The sequence below is a fragment of the Allobosea sp. NPDC003192 genome (assembly GCF_050275675.1).
Lineage (GTDB): Bacteria > Pseudomonadota > Alphaproteobacteria > Rhizobiales > Beijerinckiaceae > Allobosea.
The window spans coordinates 22,888-45,472 of the sequence record NZ_JBNNPK010000017.1; the positions used below are offsets into that span (position 1 = coordinate 22,888).

22 protein-coding genes and 1 pseudogene are annotated in these 22,585 nt (G+C 61.6%); 11 read left to right on the forward strand and 12 right to left on the reverse strand.

The features are described from left to right. Positions 1–51: 51 nt before the first annotated feature. From ACQKLX_RS21085 to ACQKLX_RS21105, 5 genes are all read left to right on the forward strand, one after another. Positions 52–1,716 (forward strand): AMP-binding protein, encoded by a 1,665-nt coding sequence (locus ACQKLX_RS21085; protein WP_427363519.1) that lies wholly within the window; start codon positions 52–54, stop codon positions 1,714–1,716. A gap of 5 nt (positions 1,717–1,721) precedes the next feature. After that, a complete protein-coding gene (locus ACQKLX_RS21090) occupies positions 1,722–2,453 on the forward strand; it encodes a nitroreductase (RefSeq protein ID WP_427363628.1) in 732 nt (243 codons plus the stop codon). 33 nt (positions 2,454–2,486) lie between these two features. Next, positions 2,487–3,257: an SDR family NAD(P)-dependent oxidoreductase gene (locus ACQKLX_RS21095; RefSeq protein ID WP_427363520.1), complete on the forward strand. Its 771-nt coding sequence runs from the start codon at positions 2,487–2,489 to the stop codon at positions 3,255–3,257. A gap of 24 nt (positions 3,258–3,281) precedes the next feature. Beyond that, positions 3,282–4,475, forward strand: a complete 1,194-nt coding sequence (locus ACQKLX_RS21100) for an acetyl-CoA C-acyltransferase (protein ID WP_427363521.1) — start codon at positions 3,282–3,284, stop codon at positions 4,473–4,475. A gap of 95 nt (positions 4,476–4,570) precedes the next feature. Next, positions 4,571–6,229 carry an MFS transporter gene (locus ACQKLX_RS21105; protein ID WP_427363522.1) on the forward strand — a complete coding sequence of 553 codons (1,659 nt, stop codon included), beginning with the start codon at positions 4,571–4,573 and terminating at the stop codon, positions 6,227–6,229. A gap of 266 nt (positions 6,230–6,495) precedes the next feature. On the opposite strand, the gene ACQKLX_RS21110 is transcribed toward ACQKLX_RS21105, so the two are convergent. The 7 genes and pseudogenes from ACQKLX_RS21110 to ACQKLX_RS21140 all read right to left on the reverse strand — a co-directional run bounded on the left by ACQKLX_RS21110 (position 6,496) and on the right by ACQKLX_RS21140 (position 10,897). Further along, positions 6,496–7,190, reverse strand: a protein-coding gene (locus ACQKLX_RS21110; RefSeq protein ID WP_427363523.1) for an IS5 family transposase whose coding sequence is annotated in 2 segments (ribosomal slippage) — positions 6,496–6,870 and positions 6,873–7,190 — 693 coding nt in all. Because the reading frame shifts where the segments join, the coding sequence is not laid out codon by codon here. A 431-nt stretch (positions 7,191–7,621) separates the two neighbouring features. Further along, positions 7,622–8,554: a nucleoside recognition domain-containing protein gene (locus tag ACQKLX_RS21115; protein ID WP_427363524.1), complete on the reverse strand. Its 933-nt coding sequence runs from the start codon at positions 8,552–8,554 to the stop codon at positions 7,622–7,624. Beyond that, complete coding sequence (locus ACQKLX_RS21120; protein ID WP_427363525.1) at positions 8,551–8,751, reverse strand: hypothetical protein; 201 nt, start codon at positions 8,749–8,751, stop codon at positions 8,551–8,553. The genes ACQKLX_RS21115 and ACQKLX_RS21120 overlap by 4 nt, the downstream gene beginning before the upstream one ends. 287 nt (positions 8,752–9,038) lie before the next feature. Next, positions 9,039–9,395, reverse strand: coding sequence for a hypothetical protein (locus tag ACQKLX_RS21125; RefSeq protein ID WP_427363526.1), 357 nt, complete (start codon positions 9,393–9,395; stop codon positions 9,039–9,041). Positions 9,396–9,431: 36 nt separating this feature from the next. Then, complete coding sequence (locus tag ACQKLX_RS21130; RefSeq protein WP_427363527.1) at positions 9,432–9,743, reverse strand: class I SAM-dependent methyltransferase; 312 nt, start codon at positions 9,741–9,743, stop codon at positions 9,432–9,434. Positions 9,744–9,757: 14 nt separating this feature from the next. Continuing rightward, a pseudogene (locus tag ACQKLX_RS21135) lies at positions 9,758–10,003 on the reverse strand (transposase); the annotation flags it as partial. Positions 10,004–10,459: 456 nt separating this feature from the next. Next, a complete protein-coding gene (locus ACQKLX_RS21140) occupies positions 10,460–10,897 on the reverse strand; it encodes a hypothetical protein (RefSeq protein ID WP_427363528.1) in 438 nt (145 codons plus the stop codon). A 599-nt stretch (positions 10,898–11,496) separates the two neighbouring features. On the opposite strand from ACQKLX_RS21140, the gene ACQKLX_RS21145 reads away from it, so the two are divergent. The 6 genes from ACQKLX_RS21145 (at position 11,497) to ACQKLX_RS21170 (ending at position 17,269) form a co-directional block, all read left to right on the forward strand. Further along, a complete protein-coding gene (locus ACQKLX_RS21145; protein ID WP_427363529.1) occupies positions 11,497–11,775 on the forward strand; it encodes a type II toxin-antitoxin system Phd/YefM family antitoxin in 279 nt (92 codons plus the stop codon). Beyond that, complete coding sequence (locus ACQKLX_RS21150; RefSeq protein WP_427363530.1) at positions 11,775–12,107, forward strand: type II toxin-antitoxin system RelE/ParE family toxin; 333 nt, start codon at positions 11,775–11,777, stop codon at positions 12,105–12,107. The genes ACQKLX_RS21145 and ACQKLX_RS21150 overlap by 1 nt, the downstream gene beginning before the upstream one ends. Positions 12,108–12,284: 177 nt before the next feature. Next, a complete protein-coding gene (locus tag ACQKLX_RS21155; protein WP_427363531.1) occupies positions 12,285–12,548 on the forward strand; it encodes a type II toxin-antitoxin system Phd/YefM family antitoxin in 264 nt (87 codons plus the stop codon). Then, complete coding sequence (locus tag ACQKLX_RS21160) at positions 12,548–12,952, forward strand: hypothetical protein (protein WP_427363532.1); 405 nt, start codon at positions 12,548–12,550, stop codon at positions 12,950–12,952. The genes ACQKLX_RS21155 and ACQKLX_RS21160 overlap by 1 nt, the downstream gene beginning before the upstream one ends. A gap of 2,237 nt (positions 12,953–15,189) precedes the next feature. Next, positions 15,190–15,504, forward strand: a complete 315-nt coding sequence (locus tag ACQKLX_RS21165; RefSeq protein WP_427363533.1) for a hypothetical protein — start codon at positions 15,190–15,192, stop codon at positions 15,502–15,504. A 127-nt stretch (positions 15,505–15,631) separates the two neighbouring features. Further along, complete coding sequence (locus tag ACQKLX_RS21170; protein WP_427363534.1) at positions 15,632–17,269, forward strand: site-specific integrase; 1,638 nt, start codon at positions 15,632–15,634, stop codon at positions 17,267–17,269. Positions 17,270–17,774: 505 nt separating this feature from the next. On the opposite strand, the gene ACQKLX_RS21175 is transcribed toward ACQKLX_RS21170, so the two are convergent. The 5 genes from ACQKLX_RS21175 to ACQKLX_RS21195 all read right to left on the reverse strand — a co-directional run bounded on the left by ACQKLX_RS21175 (position 17,775) and on the right by ACQKLX_RS21195 (position 22,558). Further along, the gene (locus ACQKLX_RS21175) at positions 17,775–18,446 is read right to left on the reverse strand and encodes a hypothetical protein (RefSeq protein ID WP_427363535.1); all 672 of its coding nucleotides are present in this window, start codon (positions 18,444–18,446) and stop codon (positions 17,775–17,777) included. A gap of 608 nt (positions 18,447–19,054) precedes the next feature. Continuing rightward, complete coding sequence (locus ACQKLX_RS21180) at positions 19,055–19,360, reverse strand: hypothetical protein (protein ID WP_427363536.1); 306 nt, start codon at positions 19,358–19,360, stop codon at positions 19,055–19,057. Beyond that, positions 19,354–19,725: an antitoxin Xre/MbcA/ParS toxin-binding domain-containing protein gene (locus tag ACQKLX_RS21185; RefSeq protein WP_427363537.1), complete on the reverse strand. Its 372-nt coding sequence runs from the start codon at positions 19,723–19,725 to the stop codon at positions 19,354–19,356. The genes ACQKLX_RS21180 and ACQKLX_RS21185 overlap by 7 nt, the downstream gene beginning before the upstream one ends. Beyond that, positions 19,722–21,623 carry an AAA family ATPase gene (locus ACQKLX_RS21190; protein WP_427363538.1) on the reverse strand — a complete coding sequence of 634 codons (1,902 nt, stop codon included), beginning with the start codon at positions 21,621–21,623 and terminating at the stop codon, positions 19,722–19,724. Before ACQKLX_RS21190 ends, ACQKLX_RS21185 begins: the two co-directional genes overlap by 4 nt. Then, positions 21,620–22,558, reverse strand: a complete 939-nt coding sequence (locus ACQKLX_RS21195) for a hypothetical protein (protein ID WP_427363539.1) — start codon at positions 22,556–22,558, stop codon at positions 21,620–21,622. Before ACQKLX_RS21195 ends, ACQKLX_RS21190 begins: the two co-directional genes overlap by 4 nt. Between the last annotated feature and the right edge of the window lie 27 nt (positions 22,559–22,585).

Sequence of the window (22,585 nt, forward strand, 5' to 3'; positions counted from 1 at the left end):
GCTTCGGCCGAGGGGCGCTTAAAAAAAACCAGATCACCGGGAGTGGCCGAGATGGCAGTTGATTACGCGTCAGCGCTCGCGCGCGTGCACGAACTCGTGCGCCTTTATAGTGCGCCCAACCTCAGCGTCGCGACGGAGCTTTGCGACAGCCGGCCTGCGGAGGCAATCGCCTACAAAGTCGTTTCCGCTGATATGTCGTCGTTTGATTTGACCTATGGCGATCTCCGGAAGCGCTCCGAGCAATTTGCCGCGTCACTGTACGAACTCGGCGTAAGGCCCGGCGATCGCGTCGCGACGCTCATGGGAAAGAGCGTCGAGTATCTCGTTTCCCTCATGGGAATCTGGAGGTTGGGGGCTGTTCACGTCCCGATCTTCACCGCCTTTGCGCCGCCGGCGATCGCATTCAGGCTGAGCAACAGCGAAGCCAAGATCGTGATTTGCGATGAATCGCAACAGGCCAAACTGGTGCCAGGTGAAGATATTCCTGCTTCGGCGCCCTGGAAGGTGATTACGACCGCACCTGTGGACCAGATGCTACTAGGTGCGCTCTTGTTCAGCGCAGTCATCGAAGCCTCTCGTCCGGGTTTCAAAGCCGCGGCACTCGGCGGCGACGCGCCTGTCATTCAGATTTTCACATCAGGGACTACAGGGACGCCGAAGGGCGTTGCAGTTCCGGCCAAGGCGCTCGCCGGATTTCAAACCTATGCCGAATACGGGCTCGGCCTCACGAAGGATGATCTCTATTGGTGCGCTGCCGATCCAGGCTGGGCCTATGGGCTATACTTTGGCATTCTTGGGTCGTTTACGACCGGCGTTCCGAGCATCCTTTTGCAGGCAAACTTCGACCCTGCAACCACGTTCGAGGTGCTTTCCAAGTTCGGTGTCACGAACTTCACGGCTGCTCCTACCGTCTATCGATCGCTGCGAGCGTACGCCGGTACAGTCCCTCCGATCACGAAACTGCGCTGCGCGTCCAGCGCCGGTGAACCGCTGACACCGGAAGTCAACGAGTGGGCCGGCGGTGTCCTGGGCGTCCTCGTCCATGACCACTTCGGCCAAACCGAGGCGGGGATGCTGTTCAACAATCACCACCATCCGGACCTCGCATGCGCTCTCAAGCCCGGGTCGATGGGGATTCCGCTGCCCGGCTGGTCCGCCCTTGTCTTGAAGGAGTTCGCTGATGAGCCGGCCGAGATCGGTGAACTCGGCCGCGTGGCAATCGAGCTGAAGGATAGTCCACTCGCCTGGTTCAGTGGTTATCTGAATGACCCGGTTAAGAGCGCTGAGAAATTCGCTGGTAACGGGCGCTGGTATCTGACCGGAGACGCCGGGCGCAAAGATCAGGACGGCTATTACTTTTTCTCTTCGCGTGATGATGACGTGATCATCATGGCTGGATACCGGATCGGGCCGTTCGAGATCGAATCCGTCATCGTGACCCATCCCGCCGTCAGCGAATGCGCCATCATCGCCGTGCCGGACCTCCAGCGTGGCGAAGTTCTTGAAGCCTATGTAGTCCTGAAGGCCGGCGAAACGCCTTCGGCGGAGCGGACGAAGGACATCCAGAGCTGGGTGAAAGTCCGCTACGCCGCACATGCCTATCCGCGCGCGGTCCACTTCGTCGATGCGTTGCCGAAGACGGCAAGCGGCAAGATCCAGCGGTTCGTCCTGCGGCAGGAGCGTCGAGCGCAGCTCGCCGCGGCTGCGGCCGAGTGAAGACCATGCTGGATAATCGGTTGGCTATTCAACCAAAGGCGCTTCCGGACGCCGGCGACGCGCTCGACGTCGGCATGTCCGTCATAGACGCGATCGAGAACCGGCGGTCGATCCGCCGGTTCCTGCCCGAGGCCGTTTCGAGGGGCACTATCGAGAAGATACTTACTGCCGCAGCTCGCGCTCCGTCTGGCACCAACTTCCAGCCCTGGCATGTTCACGTGGTGGTGGGCGAGACCCGTGAACGCTTGTCCCGTGCCGTGATCGCGGCCGCCGAGGCCGGCGAGCGGTCGGATGAGTATGCTTACGCGCCGGCTCCTGTGCCCGAGCCCTATCTGTCGCGCCGTCGGGCGGTCGGCTACGCGCTCTACAGCCTCTACGGAATTGAGCGTTCCGATTACGAGAGCCGCAAGCGCGCGATGCTGCGGAATTTCGAGTTCTTCGGCGCTCCGATGGGGCTCTTCTTCACCATGGAGAAGAGCCTGCTGCATGGCTCGTGGCTCGATTGCGGCATGTTCATGCAGAACGTCATGATCCTCGCCCGGACATTTGGGCTGGAGACCTGTCCGCAGCAGGCCTGGTGCGAGTACGGGCGCGTCGTCCATGAGCAGCTCAACATCCCGGACACGCATGTCGTCCTTTCCGGGATGGCCATCGGCAAGTCGCACCAAAGCGCTCCTGAGAACTCGCTGATCAGCGAACGCATCGACGTCGCTCAGTTCACTCAGTTCCACGAGTGAAGCTGACTCCTTCTGCTAACCGAGGCTTTCGATATGAAGATTGATGGCGGCGTTGTTCTTATTACCGGCGCAGGTTCCGGACTTGGGGAACGCGTCGCGCGAACACTCGTCGGCGAGGGAGCACGGGTCGTTCTCGCTGATGTGAACGCAGATGCGGGAGCGAAGGTCGCGCGAGACATTGGTCCGGCTGCGGCCTTCGTCCGAACAGATGTCACGAAGGCCGATGACGCGGCCGCTGCTGTGAACGAGGCGCTGTCGCGGTTCGGACGACTCGACGGATTGGTGAACTGCGCTGGCGTCGCGCCGGGCGAACGCATTCTCTCGAAGAACGGACCCCACCGCCTCGAGACCTTTGCGAGAGCGGTCGAGATCAATCTTATAGGCACCTTTAACATGCTGCGGCTTGCAGCCGAAGCAATCGCAAAGAACGAGCCGGCCGGACCTGACGGCGAGCGCGGCGTGATCATCAACACCGCCTCGATCGCCGCCTTTGACGGCCAGATCGGCCAGGCCGCCTATGCGGCTTCCAAAGGGGCTGTGGCAGCGCTCACGCTACCCGCAGCGAGGGAGTTGGCCCAACTCGGGATCAGGGTCGTCACGATCGCACCCGGCATCTTCGAGACGCCAATGATGGCAGCAATGCCGGAAGCGGTGCAGGCCGCATTGGGGGAGAACGTCCCGTTCCCCAAGCGTCTTGGGCGCCCTACCGAGTACGCCGCACTCGTCGTCCACATCTGTCAGAACGCGATGCTGAACGGCGAAGTCATTCGCCTCGATGGCGCATTGCGCATGGCACCTCGGTAACCGCCTCGCGAGAAAGCCATTCCAATGTCGAAAGACCCGATTGTCATAGTCGGTGCCGCCAGAACCCCAATGGGCGCGTTCCAGGGGAGCCTCAGTAAGATGAGGGCGTCCGAACTCGGAGCTCACACGATCGAGGCGGCGATAACGCGATCAGGGCTCACATCCGACAGTGTCGAAGAGACGATCTTCGGGTGCGTGCTCACCGCAGGGCAGGGGCAGGCTCCCGCCAGGCAAGCCGCGATCAAAGCGAACATCCCGGTTCGCGCGGGCGCCACGACCGTGAACAAAATGTGCGGTTCGGGAATGAAATCGGCGATGCTGGCACACGATCTGCTGCATGCCGGAAGCATCGATGTCGCCGTGGCCGGTGGCATGGAGAGCATGACCAACGCGCCCTACCTGCTCGATCGCGCGCGTTCCGGCTACCGCATGGGCCATGGTCGCACGATCGATCACATGTTCATGGACGGTCTCGAAGATGCCTATGAGAAGGGCAGCCTCATGGGCATCTTTGCCGAGCAATGCGCCGAGGAATTCCAGTTCAGCCGTGAGCTCCAGGACGAGTACGCAATCCGATCCCTTACACGGGCACAAGCTTCGATTGCAGAGGGACGCTTCGCTGCGGAAATCGCGCCTGTAACGTTGCCGGCGGACAAGAGCTTTGCCGCTCAGACCATCTCGGTGGATGAGCAGCCTGGCAAAGCACGGATCGACAAGATTCCGACCCTGCGACCTGCTTTTCGCCCGGACGGCACGGTCACCGCCGCCAACTCGTCCTCTATCTCCGACGGTGCTGCTGCTCTCGTGTTGATGAGGCGCTCAGAGGCGGACAAGCGCGGGCTGACGCCGCTGGCGACCGTCGTCGGACACGCTACACATGGCGACGCGCCTAACCGCTTTCCCGTTGCCCCCGTGCAGGCCATTCGCAATCTCATCGAGAAGATCGACTGGCAGATCGGAGACGTGGATCTCTTCGAGATAAACGAGGCATTCGCAGTCGTTCCTATGGCCGCCATGCGCGAGCTCGGCCTGAACGCGGAACGCGTGAACATCAACGGCGGAGCCTGTGCCCTGGGACATCCCATCGGCGCATCCGGTGCGAGGATCATCGTCACACTTCTGGCCGCCCTTCGCGAAGCGAAGCTGCGCCGCGGCATCGCTTCGGTCTGCATCGGGGGAGGGGAAGCTACAGCCCTCGCAATCGAGACCTGCTCTTGATGATCGATCTCGAACCTAAATGCGCGAGCCCGAGATAGGTAAGTCCATAGCGCAATCAAAAATCGACAATGACTCGATATGGTGGGAGGAAAATCATGACGACACTAGACGCCGTCTCAATAAAACAGAAAATTTCGGCGAGAGATAAGCAGGTGATCGTTGCTGCATCTCTTGGAACCGTTTTTGAATTTTACGATTTCTTCCTGATCGGTCTATTGGCTTCGGAGATCGCAAAGGCGTTCTTCTCCGGCGTCAACCCGACCGCAGGGTTTATTTTTACATTGTTGGGCTTCGCCGCCGGCTTCATGCTGCGGCCGTTCGGCGCCCTTGTATTCGGTCGTCTGGGTGATCTGGTCGGACGGAAATACACCTTCCTGATCACGATCCTCCTGATGGGCCTTTCGACGTTCATCATCGGCCTGTTGCCTGCCTATGCCACCATCGGGATCACGGCGCCCATCCTGTTCATTTCCATGCGGATGCTCCAGGGCCTGGCGCTCGGCGGTGAGTTCGGGGGAGCCATGATCTATGTGGCCGAGCATGCGCCTTCCGGCAAGAGGGCGGCCTGGACGGCATACGTGATCCTCACCGCGGCGCTGGGCTTTCTGCTCGCGGTTGCAGTGATTATCCCGCTCCGGCTCGCGATCGGAGCCGATGCCTTCACCAATTGGGGCTGGCGCGTTCCGTTCCTGATTTCGATCGCACTTCTCGGCGTGTCCCTATGGATCCGCCTCAAGCTCGACGAGTCTCCCGAGTTCAAGCGCATGAAGGCCGAAGGCAAGGCCTCGAAGGCGCCCTTGGCCGAGGCTTTCGGCAATTGGAATTACGTTCGTTCCATCATCATCGGCGCGCTCTGCATCCTGCCGGCGCAAGCCGTGATCTGGTACACGGGGCAGTTTTACTCCCTCTTCTTCCTCACCAAAGTGCTGCGGATCGAGGCGTTGACGGCGAACACCCTGCTGATCGTCGCGACCGTGATCACTGTGCCCCTATATGTGGTGTTTGGAAGCCTCTCTGACCGTATCGGGCGGAAGCCGGTTTACTTGGCTGGCTACCTGTTCGCGGCTGTTCTGACGATCCCTATCTTCCAAGGCCTGACGCATTTCGGGAATCCAGCGCTGGAGAGGGCCCAGCAGAACCATCCGATCTTAGTCGTCGCAAACGGCAACGATTGCTCTCTGCAATTCAACCCCCTCGGAACCTCGAAGTTCACCTCGTCCTGTGACGTCGTGAGTGATGCTCTTGCTAAGCTCGGGCTAAACTACTCGACCGTGAAGACCAGCGATGCGGGTATCGCCCAAGCGAGGGTCGGCGATCGCGTCATCATCGGATATGTCGGCGATGCTCCCGACGCAGCTGCTCAGAAAGCCCGCTTCGACAAGGAATTGACGTCGGCGCTGACCGAGAAGCTGTATCCTCTCGGGAACGCAGCGGCAGCGGACATCAATGCTCCAGTCATCGTGCTTCTCCTGTCGCTTCTGCTGACCTTCGGAGCGATGACTTTCGCACCGACGACAACCTCGCTGATGGAAATGTTTCCCTCGAGGATCCGCTACACGGCCATGTCGTTTCCTTATCATATGAGCGCGGCATGGTTTGGTGGCTTCCTGCCGGCAACCGCTTTCACGATCGTGGCCGCGACCGGCAATATCTATTCGGGAATGTATTACCCGGTTGGAATTGCCATCGCGTGCTTCGTACTCAGCCTGATCTTTGCGCGAGAGACATACAAGGTCGACCTGTCTCGGGCGTAATGGTCAGTTTCATCAGATCCGCGCTCGCTCGGCCGACTGGTTGAGCGAGCGCTATCGTCGGATGCTTGATGGTCCTCGCCTGAGTGGATCCAGCACTTATCATTGCAGTAGGGCCCGCCGCTCAATGAAGAGGAAGCTTTTGTCTCCCGGTCCTACCGGGCTCACGGGGCGGCCCGCTCGTCCTATAGCATCGGCAAGGACCCGACCTTCGTCTTCGGGACTGCGTCGCGGAGTTCCGGAAACGCCCGCCGATCTAGGGTTGAGACTCAACGCAGCCAGTATGCGACGAGAGCGGCGAGGCAGAGCGCGGCCAGATAGTTCCTGGCGAGCTTGTCGTCGCGATAGCGTTTGCGGTCGAAGGGGTGGAAGAACCTGCGGTCGTCCTTGTTCGGGATGACCGGGCGCATGCCTCGTCCGAGCAGGTCTTCGCGGACCGCATCGCTGTCGTAAGCCTTGTCGGCCAGAAGCTCGTTCGCCAGCGGCGCGGCGTCTAGCATGATCGGCAACATCTTGATGTCGGCCGCCTGTCCGGGCGTGAGAGCCAGGACGAGAGGGCGCCCTCTGCCGTCGCTCAAGGCATGGATCTTAGTCGTTCGACCACCGCGGGAGCGACCAATCGCCTGACATTGCTCCCCCCTTTTTCGGCGCCGGCCGCCGAGCGGTGCGCCTTGATGTGGGTGCTGTCGGCGAGAAGTTGGCGGTGCGTGCGCCTATCTCCGGTCAGGGCCGAATAGATGCTTTGCCAGATGCCCTTGCGCGACCAGCGATTGAAGCGGTTGTAGACCGTCGTGTAGGGCCCGTATTCCGACGGGCAGTCACACCATCGACAGCCGCATCGAAGCACATGAACGATCCCGCTGAGGATGCGCCGGTCATCGACCCGAGGCGGGCTACCATAGTGCGGCAGCAACGGCTCGATCTTCGACCATTGCTCGCCATTCAACCAAAACAAGCGGCTCATGGAAATTACCTCTCCCATGAGCTGCTTGAATCACAAACTGGCCGTTGAGTTTAGACCCTAGAGCGTCACGTATGCCTTGAGTTTACTGGCTGGGCATCTTTTCCGTCCTGGCGGCTGTCAGACGGAGAATGCAGCGCAGTAATAGAAGCGCGGGGTCGAATGCGATCGAATGATGGTGCCGCGCTGCTCGATACCGCCAAGGCAGGAATCGGGATCATAGGATCAGGAGATTGGCCGACGGCGCGCGGTCGCGGACGGCAGCTTTTGCCGGGTCTTGCCGGCATGGACGCCGGACGGCGACGGCGGCATTTTACTCGTTCGGCCGTCCGCAAAGTTTGAGACGGCGGCATTCGCCGCATTCTATATTTGGGCATCCTCGATCTTTATTCATGGAGCACCGTGGCAGGCCACATCGCCAAGTTGAGTCAAGCTTAAATGAGCATCCCCGCCGCCACGCAGCGCGATACAATCCCCACAACGCCCCCGAGAACGGCGGGAACGGCACAGCGTGCCATCCTCGGGCTGACAGAGGCATAGATGGCAACGCCGGGGAGGTCGATCGGATGGAGCAAGGCGTTCGCCCCCGCATTGATTGCCTCTGCGCCGATCTGCCCAGCCGAATGCATCTGGTGGACCACGCCCATAAGCGCCGTACTGCCGGCTAGCAGCTTGGTGATCGCGGGTAGGATAAGCGACGGCGCAATCCCGAGACCAGCTAGCGCCGGACCCAGCGTTCCGGCCAGCGCATCCACAGCACCGATCCGGCGGAGAGTGATGACAACCACCAGCGAAAGAAGCAGCATGGGAATTATGTTGATGACGATGTCGATCGCCTCGCGGCCGCCTACGTTGATTATTTTTAGGACTCCTTCCCGCTGCGTGACCTGCGCCTCGCTCGCGGTCTGAGCTCGCGGCTCTACTGAAAGCTTGCGGCCGAAGAGCCAATAAGCCGACGTCGCGGCTATGAGGCCTCCCACGAGCGACAGCAGCATTACGGTGCCTGCGTTGAGTCCTATCGTAGCCAGCGGGAAGACTGCATTTGCAGGCGCAATTGCCATCACTGCGGCGAAAGCCGCGGCTATCCGGCGATCGGGCTCGCCACGGTCCTCCATCAGTGCCAGGGTAGTAATCGGCGCAACGAAGCTGACGAATCCGATCTGTAGCATAGCGACAAGTTCCAGCCCACCCAGCCCGAATGGCTTAAGCACCGGACCGGTCACCGCGATCAGGCGGTCAAGCAGGCCTGTCGCGGCACAAATGCGCATAGTGATCATCATGATGACCATGATCGGGAGCAACGTATAGAGCGAGATGTCGATCGCTCCGCGCCCGGCCTCAAGCAGGATATCGATGAACTGGCTCACCGCGGGTCGAGCGTGATCGCGCCCCGGGATTGGCCGCCTTCCAGCGCGGGATGCGCTTCCACGACCCCGCTGAGCGGATAGGTCTTCCAAACATCAGGCCTAATCACTCGGGCCGCACCAGGGGGGCCAAGCTGCTGGTCGACAAATTTGAGAACTTCCGCGCTCCCTGCATGCGAAAATTTGACGGCGGTGGTCATCGCGTGGCCCCGTTCGGCATCCAAATGGCAAAGAATTAGGCGTCTGTGAAAGCGCCACAATCGTACTAGGCTGCAAATGTTACCTGCACAGCATGCAGCAATCGTGCCGAGCTCCCGGCGATGACAGTTGGGGACGATTGCCGCTGGTGATCCGGCGAAACAAGTGATGCGCTGTAACGCGTTGGCCCGGCGCCGCCGGTCAAAGTTGCGCGTCCATAAGCGGTGAAGAGCGAGATGGACATTCCGGGATGCACGAAATCCGGACGGTTCTCGGAATGCCAACCTTCTCAAGCAACGCTGTGCGTGGCCACGATGAACGGGCGAGGGAAGCGCAGCAGCACGCGACCATCGGGTTCGGCGCGATAGGCCCTCGCGATCTTCTCCCGGTAGCGGTCCAGGAACAACACGCGTTCCGCCTCCGGCAGCGGATCGATATAGGGCTTAAGACCGGTGCTCATGAACCAGTCGACGATCGCTTGATGCCCCGCCAAGACATGGACATATGTAGCCTGCCAGAGATCGGTCTGGCAGCTGGAGTTGGCGAGCCACCGGCGGTAGTCGGAGAACGAGCCAATCGGTGCCTTAGCCTTGCCTGCATCGGCGAGCCGCTCCGCCCAAGGGCCCTCGGCTGCGACCTCGGCCAATGAGACATGGGATGGCTCCGCGAGGTTATTCGGCATCTAGACGGCGAGGATGCCACTCGGCGCAAGGTAGCGCGCCAGCCGCGCGAAGAGACCGGCATGATCCGGTATCCATTGCAGGACGGCGTTGGCGAATATCAGATCGTAAGGTTGCGCGTTCGACCAGGTCTCAAGGTCAGCAAGCACAAATTGCAGACGTGGCAGGCGCTTGCGCGCCTTCTGGATCATGTCGGGCGACGAATCCAACCCCTCCGTAACCGCCTCCGGGAACCGAGCTGCTACGAGTTCTGCGCTGTTGCCGGGACCGGGACCACAGCCTAGATCCATGCAACGCGATGGAGCATCGACCATCGGGTTGAGGGCCGGAGAATGACGTTGGCAGCTTCAAAGAGGGCGGTCCGGGTCTCGGAATCTCCGACCTTTGTTATCCGACCGACCCGGTCGATCTCGCCCGACTAGTATCGCCGGGGTGTCAGTCCGAGGTAGGCACCCACAGAACGGGAGTGCATGAAGCGCTCGGGATCATCGACGGTCGATCGAAAGGCCAGCGCGGAGATCGATCCAATGCCCGGCATCGTCATCAGGAGCCGACATGCCGCGTCGCCGCGCACGGTCGCCAATCCGAGCTGGAAGAGGTTGGCCGTCAGCCACTCGGAGATCGGTCCTGCCTCAAGGCCGACCCGTTCGACCTGACCGGCCATTGGCTCGAGATAGTGCGCGATCGACGGCGCATCCGCCGAGGTCGTTCCTTCCCGAATGATCCTGCCTGCGTCGTCAACGACACAGATCGCGACGGAGTTCAGCGAGACATCGAGCCCGACATAGATCATGACGCTTCTCCTTGCATGGGGTGGTCCATGATCGTCAGGACGAAGGCGCCTATCCGCAAGCCGGCCAGGCGACGAGGACCGAATACCCCATCTCTTCAGAGAAGCGGCTGCGCTTCATGTTCTGGTCCTCAATTTGGGCCAAAACGGACTTCAGACCGGATTAGAGGCGAGGGGCAACGTCCGAAGCCTTTGCGGCGATCATTGGGCAAGCGCCATTTAATCGCGACGCCGCACAACTTAGGTGGAAACGAGCGAGTGCGCTTCGTCCAGCCTGTAGAATCCACGTCGGTCGCGGATCCAGGTCAGGGCGGTGTCTCGGGCCAATATATACGAAGTTGCCACGCGCTTACGTTTGCTTACCGATGCGCCGATTTTAGAGGGCTCGTCGACGTCGCCCAGCACCTTGAGGAGCGCTTCTCCGGTGTCCAAAATTCCCCAATCTTGAAGTTCCGGAGTGCCTGCCAGATCGGCGCAACTTGGCTGCCAGCCGGCCTCGAGCCGAGCCAAGTCTGCCTTTAGAGCTTCGTTCTCCTGAGCGATCGTGAGGCCATTCCCGAACTCTGAGAGTGCCTGCGCGCCGGGCTCCTCGGAATTTACCTGGCTGGAGAGAACGTAGAGGATGATGCCGGCGCTTGTGATCTTGAGTGGCTCACTGAAAAGGTCGTCGATGGACATTGCGGTTCCGATTTTCTCGTTGCTACGAGCTAACCCTACGATGGGCGTTTGAAAGTCACACGCAGCCCTGGGCGTGGTCGGCCGGCTAAGCGTGGCAAGGCGTTGGGCGACTGGTTCGAAGCTGTTGCCTAAGATGCTTGAGGCTCTTACCGCCCACATATCGCCCAAAAAGCAGTATCAGCCAGCTCGTGGATCTCACCGAAGGTCCGACCTCTTTGACCCAGACATCATGTGGATTGCTCAGCGGCATGGGCAGGGCTGGCGGGATGATGACGTTCTGGCAGCCGCGGACTGGCTCGAAGGTCTAGTGCCGTCTTCCGAGTGGCAGACGCGCGCGGCCGCCGTGGAAGCCAAGTTTCAGACTGCGAAGGCTGAGTGGGCGGAAGCCCGATTGAACGTCGTACAGTGCGGTGTGTAGCCCAATAGATGGTCGTGGCTCTTACGACCTCTAATTGGGCTGCGCACCGGCGGTCAGTCGAATTACGGGGGCAGCTCCGTCCAATGCGATGACCGGCTCCGGAGGACGCTGCCCATCCTGCGTTCTTGCCGCGCGTGGATGGGAAGACTATATTCGGACCGAATTTAGACCGGAGGTAGCTATGCGATATTCGGCCCAGGTCAAGCCGATCAGCTATCTGAAGGCCAATGCGGCCGACATCCTGCTCGATCTCGCCGAGAGGCGGGAGCCTCTGGTCATCACGCAGAATGGCGAGGCCAGGGCGGTGCTGCAGGACGTGGCCTCCTTTGAGCAGACGCAAGAGACGCTCGCCCTGTTGAAGCTGCTCGCCGTCGGCAATCAGGATGTCGATGCAGGCAAGACCAAGCCAGCTCGCGCTGTCGTCGAAAGAATACGCGGAAAAGCGGCTGATCGTCGATGATGGAAGGGTGCTTTGAGGTCGAGCTGACGCAAGGTGCGGAGGATGATCTCGAAGCCATTCACACCTACCTTGCCGAACATCGTTCAATGGACGCGGCCGAGTCGCTGCTCAATGCATTCCTCGAGAAGATCTCCACACTGGAGCGTTACCCCGACCGGGGCAGCGTCCCGAAGGAGCTTGAGGCGTTGGGCATTCGGGAGTTTCGGCAGATTCTGCTCGACCCGTATCGCCTGATCTACCGTGTCATCGGCAGCAAAGTCGTCATCCTGGTCATCGCCGACGGTCGCCGTGACATGCAAGCTTTGCTTGAACGCCGCCTACTTAGCCGGTGACTACGAGCAGGGGGCAAAAGGCGGGCCTCCCAGGACCCAGATAGCTTACATGGCTCGCGGAAGAGACATAAATCCCGCCTTTGCGGCCGGCCGGTCCTCGATTTCGATGAGCTAACGGGCTTGGCAATGATGCGTAATTGACGTAACATACGTATGTTATGCAACTGGAGGTTCCCCATGAAGGAATTCTCGTTCTCGGACCTGAACCGCCGTTCCGGCGACGTCTTGGATGCGGCCCTCGCGGAGCCGGTGTCGCTGGTCAAGCGGGGCAAGGCGAAGATCGTGATGCTACCGGTGGAGCAGTACGAACGGATGAAGGATCGGGCCCGATCGCATGAGCCGAGGGCCTTCACGCTCGATACGGCTCCGGACGAGGACATCGAGAATCTGATGGTCGGCTTTCAGGAGATCATCGACGAAGCCGAGCGAGATCGTCGGTGATGAACCGCGGCGAGGTCTACCGCTTCAATTACCTCTGGGGCCACGAGGCGGCGAGGGGGCGGACTGGCAGCCAGAAGATACGTCGCGTCTGCTTGATGATGCAGATCGGGGATTGGCTGTACCTGTTCCCGTTCACGAGCCTTGAACCCCAGCCAGAGGTAAGGGGAGAGCGCCTGTACGTCGAGATTCCGGAGATTGAGAAGCGCCGGGTCGGCCTGAGCTTGGAGAAGCCCAGCTACCTCGTCCTCGACGACTACAACAAGGTCCGCTCGGACGAACTGTACGACTTCGAAAGCCTGACTCCCTCGGGCAGCCTGAGCCTGCGCTTCATGGAAGAGGTCGGCCGTCGGTTCCAGAAGGCGGTGCGCGAGAAACGCGCCATTAGGGGCCGGACCCGGCGATAGGCAGGAGATCAAGCCTTCCAGCGCGTTCTTTCTGGCGCGCTGGGCATTCTGTTGCCTTCAGGGCGGACAGAGCTCATCGAGCGCGCAGTAAGCCGCCGAGAACACATCTCTGCGGCCCATCATCCGCTCGGCGGATCGGCATAGCGGGATCTGACGCGATGTACGCAACCTGGTCTGCCCCCTCCCGAAGGATGCGCCGCGTGTCGAGATTGACGGAAGCATGAGAGAGGCAGTCGATCGAGGTCCGCCTTCCTGCATGCCGGAGCCCTCTGCTCGGTGCCCGCCAGCTTGTCGAAGGGCATCGAGCCGGAGGGCTGCCAGGCGATGAGCTTCAGCGAGACGGTCGGGCAGGATCGAGCTCGGCCGGAGGGCAGGGTGTGCCTCAACACGCAGCAAATCGTACGACGATTATTCGGGCTACAACGTGCGATCATATGGGCTAAACGACACCCAATCGGGCGACACGACAGTCATCGCACGACGTCTAAACGGTTCTACAGGCGCGATTCGCATAATGAGAATTATGGAACATATTCCTTGCACCGGTAATTAAATCCTAGGTTTCCAAATCTATCTGAGAGGCATTTCCGAGCCCGATCCAATGCGGCGCGGGATGGAAGTGCGAGGCGAAGGTCCTCTCCCGTTCGTCCCGCGCGCCTCTTCCGCTTATCAAAAACGCAGCCGACGCTACGACCGTTCTCAAAAGAATCGAGCGAAGGACACCCGAACCCTCAGTCCTGAGCGGTTTGCCAAATAGCACTTCGATCTTCATGGGATTCCTTGCAACGTCGTTGTCACGAACGAAGGTATGTCGACCGGTTGCAAGGAACACGCGTGGGCGCCCCGGCATTTGTCTGCTACCGAAGGCGGGCTTTCCGTAGGACGATAGTGATGTTGACCCGAATGGCTCGTCCTCGAGGAAGCATGTAAGTCGATGACAGCCTTAACGGATCGTCTGGCACCAGCGGGCCGGGAGCCTTAACGTTTCTTTCACAGAAGGGTGCGAAGATAGTCGCGTCGTCCCTCTTACGGCGGCTGAAATTCCTCGCCCATTCTCGGTTATCTAGTGGTGTGAGCCCAGGCAGGACGCCCAGGGGCGCCGGGCGCTCATTCGTCATAGCTGGCGTGACTAACGGGCGGTCCCTCTCGGATCGGTACGCGGATCGGCGCTGGGGACCAAGGCAGTCCCATCGCAGCGAATGCTGAGCGCCGCGTCACGCCGCGAGGCGCTTCAGGTCGATGCTGTGCTCCCATCAGACGACGCCGTCACGTTGTGGCGGACAGACGCTCGATCGGTACTGGCGGGGGGCAGGCGCGGCCGAAGCGAGGGCGAAGCGGGCATTGCGAACTGGCGGCCGTTCCCGCCAAGGATTGACGCTGGCGCGTATGATCGTAACCGGGCGATTGCTGCCCTAGATGGTGCCTTCGACCCCGCGATGACGATCGGACGTAGCCATCAGGGGCGGATTGTCTGTGTCGCAGGGGCTGCGAAGTCTGGGGTGCGCGTGCCACAACCATCCTGGCCTCGGACGATGTTGGCATCTGGCCTTCCGGTTCACGCTGGCGGCTGAGATCCGGACAGGTCTGCGTGGTCCCCTTCTGTGTGGCTCATCGCCATGGCGGCTTTGCGCCAGGTCCTGCTCCGCCGCCGACCTGCCCTGCCCTCCCGACCGGCTCGCGCGTTCAGGGGGGCTTGGAGGTTCCGATGGTCTTGGAGCTACGATCGGTGCGGCGGAGCGGTGGTGGTGGAAAGGTTCATCAAGGTCTTGCCGAGGGACGCAGCCAGACCAAGGACCGATATGGCATTCCTTAAATCCCTGGCCGACCAAGGATTAAATTTGGTTTCGCAAGGATAAAATCGGCCATTCCAAAGACTCACGGTGGCCTTTGCCGTCAAGGCCGGCGACCGCGTCACGAGCCGGTGATGGTCCGCGTCGGCCGGTGGATTCACCCGGCATTCTTGAGCGTGGTGCAGCGGCCCTGCCACCTGAAGCACGCGCTGCTCATCGCCGAGGCGATGAACCCGGATCTTGGGCGAGCGTCCCGGACCGGACGTCGCGATTAGCGCTGCAGCCGGCGCCGGCCCGACGACGCGCTGGATCGTTGGCGCTGGAGTCGCCACCAGAGCCGAGCGACAGCGGGGGGTAAGGATCGAAATCAAGGAATTTTCGACAATCCTTCACTCAAAGTAAAAATTTAGATGCCGAAAGTGAAGCATAGAATAGGAGGCTATCTATATGAGTATAGAAAAAAAATCATATCGCGACCAGTCGACGAATGGCGATGGATGTGATAGGTTTTCTTTGAGATTGCCGCCGCGTATTCAGGAACGGTCTCGACCGGAGCTTTGGTCGCAGGACGAAATCCTGACCTTGATCGAGGCGGCGGCTCTCTGGTGGCCGCATGGACCACTGACCGTCAAAAGCCTGCGGCACGCGATTGCGGCCGGGCAGCTGCCGTTTCTGCGGCTGGCCGGCAAGCTCTTCGTTACGCCCAGAGCGATCAGGGAGATGACGACATGCACCCGCACGCCCACGCCTAGATCCGACTGATCCCAGCCGGTCGATCCCCGTAACAGAAGCGGGCTGAAGGCCGCGCGAGTTTGCCGCTCTCTTGTCCCCCCGAGCTGACTGCCCGCGGCCTTCGCCCGCGTGGGGAAGCTTTTGCCAGGAGCTTTCAATGAACGCCCTCGTCAGCGTCTCCGAGGACAGTTTGGTCGCGCACCGCACGCCGCTCAGGCCGTCTCTGGTCACCGGTTGCATGCTCACGGCCGATCAGTTGCTGGAGCTGATTGAACTTCTTGCCGGCGAAGTTGCGCCCAAGGCGCCTGTGCCGGGCGCCTTCCCGCAGCTCGCGAAAGAGCTTGCTTTCGATATCGCGACGATCTCGGCGGCGATTCAGCGCCTCGGCAACAATCCATTGGGCCGCGGCCGGGGTCGCCCGCCGGAGCATCAACTCTATGCCTTGCGATGGCGCAAGACCGCCTCGGGCGGCTACGGCGCCGATCCCATGGTCTATGAGGTGCTGCCGGATCATGAGCGGCGCAGCACCGGGTTTCGGCTCTCGCAGTCGCATTTGCTGGCGGGCGCGGCTAACCTGAAATACAAGCTCGCTCGCGCCAAGCTGATCGGCTTCACGCTGCCAACCCTGGTCGCGGTCGAGGACGTCCTCGATTACGGCATCTCGTTCTTCGGCGCTGCCTCGGTCAGGCGGCGCAAGCAGTATGAGGCCGTGGCCAAGCCGCTGAAGGCTTTTTTTGCCGGAAAGGTGCTCGGCGACGTCGCCGATCCCCGGGTGATGGAAGGCTACCGTCCGTTTCGCGAGAAGACGAAAGGGCTGAATGAGGATGCAAGCGGCAACAAGCTGCCGATCGCAGCATCCACGATCAACGCCGAGCTGGTGTTTTTGCGGCGCTGCATCGGCGAATTCGCGCTGTTCGCCGGATTGAGTTGGGTGCCGCGGTTCAAGGGTCTCAAACACGATGGACCGCGCGTGTCCTGGCTCAAGCGCAAGGAGGTGGCGCGGCTGTTGCTGGCCTGCCGCGGCTGGGTCTGGGACAAGGCCAAGGGCGGCTGGAAGACGCAGGCCGTGTTCGACTCGCGCGGTCGACACTGGGTTTTCGATAAGCAGAGGAAGCGCTGGCGTCTGGAGGAGACCGGCATTCCCGGCTATGTCGAGCGGCCCGTGTTGGCGGTGCATCCGAGGCTCGGCTACCGCCTGTCGAGCAAGGCGGTCGCGCGGATCATCATCATGGGGTTCTATACCGGGTCGCGCGCCGATATCCTGCTGATGATGCGCTGGGTCCGCGATGGCCGAAACGGCTATGTCGATTTCGATGCGGGCATTTTTTATCGCAGCGATTTTCTCTATCCCAAGAACGACATCAAGCAAGCGGGCCCCTGCAAGATGCCGCCGCGCTTGGGCCAGCACATGCTGCGTTGGCAGCGCGGCGATCTCGCCAACGGCATCACCTGGGTGGCGCACAAGCCTGACGGCACCGGGTTCTCGTCCCCGGTGAGCGGACTGTTGCGGCCGCTGGTCGTCCGTGCCGGCCTGCAGGGTTATCTCGGCGAGGGCGAGGACGAGCGTTTCGTGCGGCCCAACGGTGCACGCGTCAACGTCACCATGCACATCTTCCGCCACACTTGCGCGACCATCCTGTTGCAGATGGGCGTGTCGACCGCGGTGGTTGCGCAGTTTTTGTCGATCACGCAGGAGACCTTGACCAAGGTCTATGGCAAGTGGCTGGATAACGGCACGCTGGATCCCGCGATGGCGCTGCAGGAGTGCCGGCTGCGCCCGGACCTGTTCAATTGAGTGAAGCTCGCGCCGGCTGGGGACGGGATTGCTGGGGCGCGCAACTGTCCCCGTTTTGCCCTATCGGCGCGAGGGCGAGCTGGCCGCACGCACCGCGGCTTTCAGGTCTGGGCCGCTGTTCAGCCCTGATCCTCGTCGGAGGTTTAGCGGGCCGGGGCTGGTGGCACGCGCTTGATGGGGCAAGGCGGGGCAAGGGCTTGATTCAGGATTTGGCGAGAGGGCTCGACGGACGGCTTGGCGCGGCGCTGGGGGCCGGACAGAGCCGTCGGGAGGGTGGCCATTTTTGCGCCGGGATGTGCGAAATCCCCGGCTGCTGTGGGCTTTGGCCAAGGGTCGCATTATCTGCCGTCGATTGGTCAGGCGATTTGTCAAACCCTGCTGTACCTTTAGATGCCGTTCGGTACCCGGTGACGATGGCGTATCCGCCCCGATTCCGAGCGGTTCCCGCTCCATTCTTTCGCCAGGCCTCCGCGATTTTCCCGGTATCAGGATACCGCGGCGGCCGTCAGTCTTTTAGGCCCAACCATGAGAAGCGGAGATTGTTCTCGGCGGTGTCGGCTTGACCCCGCCGAACCACACGATGTGTCAGCAGCCTCCACGGCTTGGCCAGCGGCAATGCGGCCTCCAGCAGTCGCCTCAGCTCCGCGACATCCGGCGACCGGTGTTCGGATCCCGGGACCAAGTCGATAACCCGGCCGCAAAGCTGGGCGATGGCGCGTCCATTGCTCGGGGTCCTCTGGATCTCAACCAACCGAATGTACAAGCCGTGGAGATAGCCCACCGTGACATCGGGACGCCCGAGCAGACGGCTGGCATCACGGAAGTGCTGGAAGATCTGCTGGCCGCCCATTTTCCCGCCGGACACGTTTTGAAGAAATGCCGCCTCAGCCTTCTGGTTCGGGGCGCGGCGCCATTGCTGCTGCAGGACGATGCGGGCGGTTTCAACAATCGGAATGCGGCGGGCCTGCCAGGCCGGTTCAACGAGATTGAGATGCGCGGTGCCAGGTTCAAGATCGAAGTCGCGGCGCTTGAGACTGCTGAGGCGCCGGCCAGGCAGGCCGCACAGTCCGATCAGGCTTGCGATCGCTGGGACCCGATCAAAATAGTCGCCTTCGGCGAAACGGTCTGCCTCCAACAGAAATTTGAACCAGGCGATATCTTCGTCGAGGCTGGGCATCTTGTCCTCACAGACTTAAAGGTGACAGCGAGTCGGGGGCAATGACCTTCCGCGATGGGGCGGCGAACGCGGTGATTAATGTGACGTAAATCGTCAAAAAACATTATTTAGGAGTGACTTATCGAATTTTTGGGCGCTTGGTCGGGCGCTTGAGCCATTTTGATCCAGAATATAATTTCCGATTCTGCGCCAATCAAGATAGTAATGGGAGCATCTAAAAACAGCATCGACGAGCCGGTGCAGCAAGATTGCATCGAGTATTCAAGGGGAACGTAAGAAGGAGTTCGCCTCCAATCCTTCGCGCAAGCAAGGACCGTTCACGAGATCCTGCAAAAAACGCCGATCAATCCTTTGTTCGATCCTGGACTGAGGCCATTCTCCGGCGCTTGGATCGGTTGCCGCCGCGCCGCCGATGATCGGCTTCCCGCTTTCGGCATCCTCGCCGACAATGACTGCTTCAGCGCGAGATCGCGGCGGTGACGTGGGCGAAAACCTCAGCCCCGCCCTGACCGTCAGCCAGTCGGGTCCGACCTCTGCCGGTGCCGCGACGGCGGCTTGCGCCTGGACGGACCCAACGCCCTCGTCCGGAGCGGGCTGGAGCGCCGGGACTACGGCGGCGGCCGCAATCCCATCGCCCCCGGTCGCAGAGCGCCGGCGCGTGCGCTGCGGCTCACCTCCGCCAGTTCGCGCCGTGCCCTCGCCCGCTCGAAGGCGCGTCGCCAGCGGCGACGCTCCCCTTGCGCCTCCGCGGCGTCGATCTGGTTCCCGAGATCCCAGTCGGCGCCGTAGAAATTGTACAGCGTCTCCGGCTTCGTCGAGAACCGCTCGGCCGCGTCGTGCAGGCTGACCCCCTCCCGCCGCGCGATCTGGATCGCTTTGTCCTTGAGGCAATGGATCGCCGATTCTTTCACCAAAGCTGAGATTGTGCCGCGACATAGTCGCGCAATCGTCGCAGCGCCTGGAGGTTTCCGCTGGCGATCGTCGCTATCGGCGTCGCGCCCCCGAAGGTTTTGTTGGCGTGCGACATCCAGGCATAGCCGCGAGCCGGGTCGCGGAACATGAGCCGCAGGCCCTTGTGAATGCCGATCAGGATCGCGCATCGGGCCATCGTGCCGGTCGGCACGGCGTGGCCCCGGCCTGCTCGCCAATCTGCATAGGTGGCCTCGTCGACGTCACCGAGAATGCGCCGTCCCTCCTCGTCCCGAACCTGCCAGTTGGAAAGGATGCGGATCGCGGTTCTCAGGAGCAATTCGCATTCTTCGCGGGTCAGATCGGTCATCGGGAACCAACCAGCCGTGCCAGCTCTTCGCCGTCGACCACGCGCTTGATCGCCAATGCGTCGGTGATCACCTGCAGCTGCAGGCGGTGTTCGGAAAGAAGCGCTGTGCACCGGGCATCGAGGCGCTGGAGATCCGACTCGACGATAGTTTGGAGCCGGGAATTCGCTATGAGGACAGACGGATCCAACGCCGTTGCGAGATGGATCAAGCTGTCGCCCAGACCGAAGGATCCGTGCAGGGCGGCCAGAAGTTGGGTGGCGACTTTCAGATCGGTATGCGCACCCGAAGAGGCGCATCCCAGCAAGAGAATTTCCGCGCCGCGGCCGGCCAGGTTGATGGTGACCTGGTCCTCGATCTGGCGGCGAGACACGGCCCCTTCCAGTGGTTCCATCTCGACGCAACCGCCGCGCTGGTCGTCACCCAGCGTAGTGACGTGTCGAACGCGCCGACCGAGCAGATGGGCGACGAGTGCGTGCCCGGCTTCATGAACGCAGATTCTTCGCAGCTCGTGCAAATCCTCCGACTGGGGCAAGAACTGATCGAGGAGGTCCTTGAATTCGAGGGCCCGTTCCGCCTGCCTGGCAGCCGCCCGCGCTGCCTTCACCGAGAGCTCGATCCGCGCTCCCGTGTGCCCCTGAGCCAGGCGCGCGACGGGGGCGAGGTTTATTCCGGCGAGATCATCCCCCACATGATGCTTGAGCATTTGAACGAGGGCATCGTGATCGGGCAGCGCGATCTCGAAATGACGATCGATGCGGCCCGGACGAAGGATCGCATCGTCGATCCGGTCGATCATGTTGGTCGCTGCGAGAACGACGACCCGGTCGCGTGCATCGTCGAGCAATTTGAGAAAGTGGTTGCAGATCGGCGACCACCAGTCTCGCCCCCTCCCCGTCAGCATCTTTCGATCGGGCAGAGCGTCGAGCTCGTCGATGAACAGGATGCTCGGTCCTTTGGCACGCGCCTCCTCGAAAGCCCGATCCAGCCCTTTGACGATCGAGTCGAGATCGCCGGCGGTCGAGGCGAAGAGCTGGCCGAGCGAGGTCCTGGTCAGCGGGATCTTGCAGGTCCTCGCCAGAGCCGCCGCGAAGTAGGTCTTCCCGACCCCTGGCGCCCCATGCAGGATCGCCGCGCTGCTGATCGCAGCCCATCTGACGGCGCCGGCGCGGAACGCGTCGATCTCGTGCGCGAGGGCCAAACCCCATTCCTTGGCGGCGCCATAGCCGTGCAGGTCCGACAGGCCCGGTCCTTCGGGAAGATCGAGGATAGACATCGGACGATCCTTGGAGAGGCTCGCCAAACGGCGGATCGCGCGGCCCGCCGACTCGCCGGGACGGATCGCTGCGACGATCGCGTTGCCGTCACCCGTGGCGTCGATTTTGGCAGGCAGTCTGGGGGATCGCCGCAGGCCGAAGACCGCCTTGAGGGCGGCAGCCAGGATCGGTCGATCGGGAGGAGCGATGCGAATATGATGATCCGCAGCCGCGAGCACCGATGGACTGATGCCACTTACCCCTTGCGTGGTCAGGATGACGAACGAGCGGCGCAATCCCATCGCATTCCGCAAGCCGAGTTCCTGGAGAGACCAAGTCCTCGGCCCGGGCTTCCGTTCGTTGACGACGAAGTCGGCCGGACGGATGAGATCGCGGGCGGCTTCCTGAATCAGATCGATCCAGGTCGCCGGAGCCTCGACGATGACGACCAGCGACCGCCTGCGTTCGATGTCCCTGCGGCATACCGCCGGGCACGCGGCCCACAACATGCGTCGCGCGATCTGCGCTCCGGGGGTGGGTGGGCTCTCCCCGAAACGCGTTTTGAGGGAAGGCGATTTTGGTGCTGCGCTTTCCTCTTCGACGTCGTCTTCGATGAGGAGCTCGTTGAAGGTCGTGCCGCTCAATCTTCTTCTCCCTCTCCGAGGTTGAAGTTTGCGAGCTTCCAGCTGTGATAGCCGTCCGATTTGCGCCCCGTGACGAGATCGGCGGCGCCGCGATAGCTGAAGACCGAAACGTCCTGGAGCAGAATGTAGGCACGGCCGTCCGGTTCGCGAACGAGCGTGCCTGCCGTGATCAGCCGAGCCCGCAATTCCCGGCCGCGCTTCGGCAGAGAGAAATGAATCTCTCCGGCAATCCTTGCTCCAGCAAGGACTCGCATGGTGCGATCCTGGGCCTTGACCGCGAACGCATGGCAGTGCTCGCGGCGCAGTTCGTAGACGACGCTGCTCTCGATACAGAGTGGAGGTGGAGCCGGATCGTCCTTCAGAAAATCGCTCAGGCGCTCTTGCTGCAGGATGGTCGCGCACGCCATTCCGGTCATCGGTTCGACAGGGCCGAACAGCAGTAGCGCGTCCCGGAAAAAGTGTTCGGCGACGACGCGTACCTCGAGTGGTAGTTCTGGATAGGCCGGGGGCTTGTTTTCCACCTCGACCATGCCGGTCTGAATCAGGGCTTCGACCAATCGTTGTTCGACATATTGTGCCACGTCCTCGCGGAGCTGGTTGTCGGTGCTGACCACGATCGCGATCTGGACGTAGCGCGGGTAAAGGCGGTCGCGTTCGTGGCTCGAGAGGCGCGTCAGCAGGTTCTGGGCTTCACCGACATAGATGCGCATCGCGCGATCGCCGGGATCTGGAGCAATCAGCATATATACGCCACGCCGTGACAGTTCCGGCCAGTCCGCGACACGCCGCAGTGCATCGCGTGGGAACGTGATCCCGATCGCATCGGAGTTCCCCAATCGCCTGATCGAAGGCCCAAGGGGGTCGTGGCTCTCGAGGAGGATCTGAACGGATTTGATCCGCCGGAGACGGTCATGTGGATGGGGTAGGTCGTTCACGCGAAGCGGCTCCCGAAATGATGATGA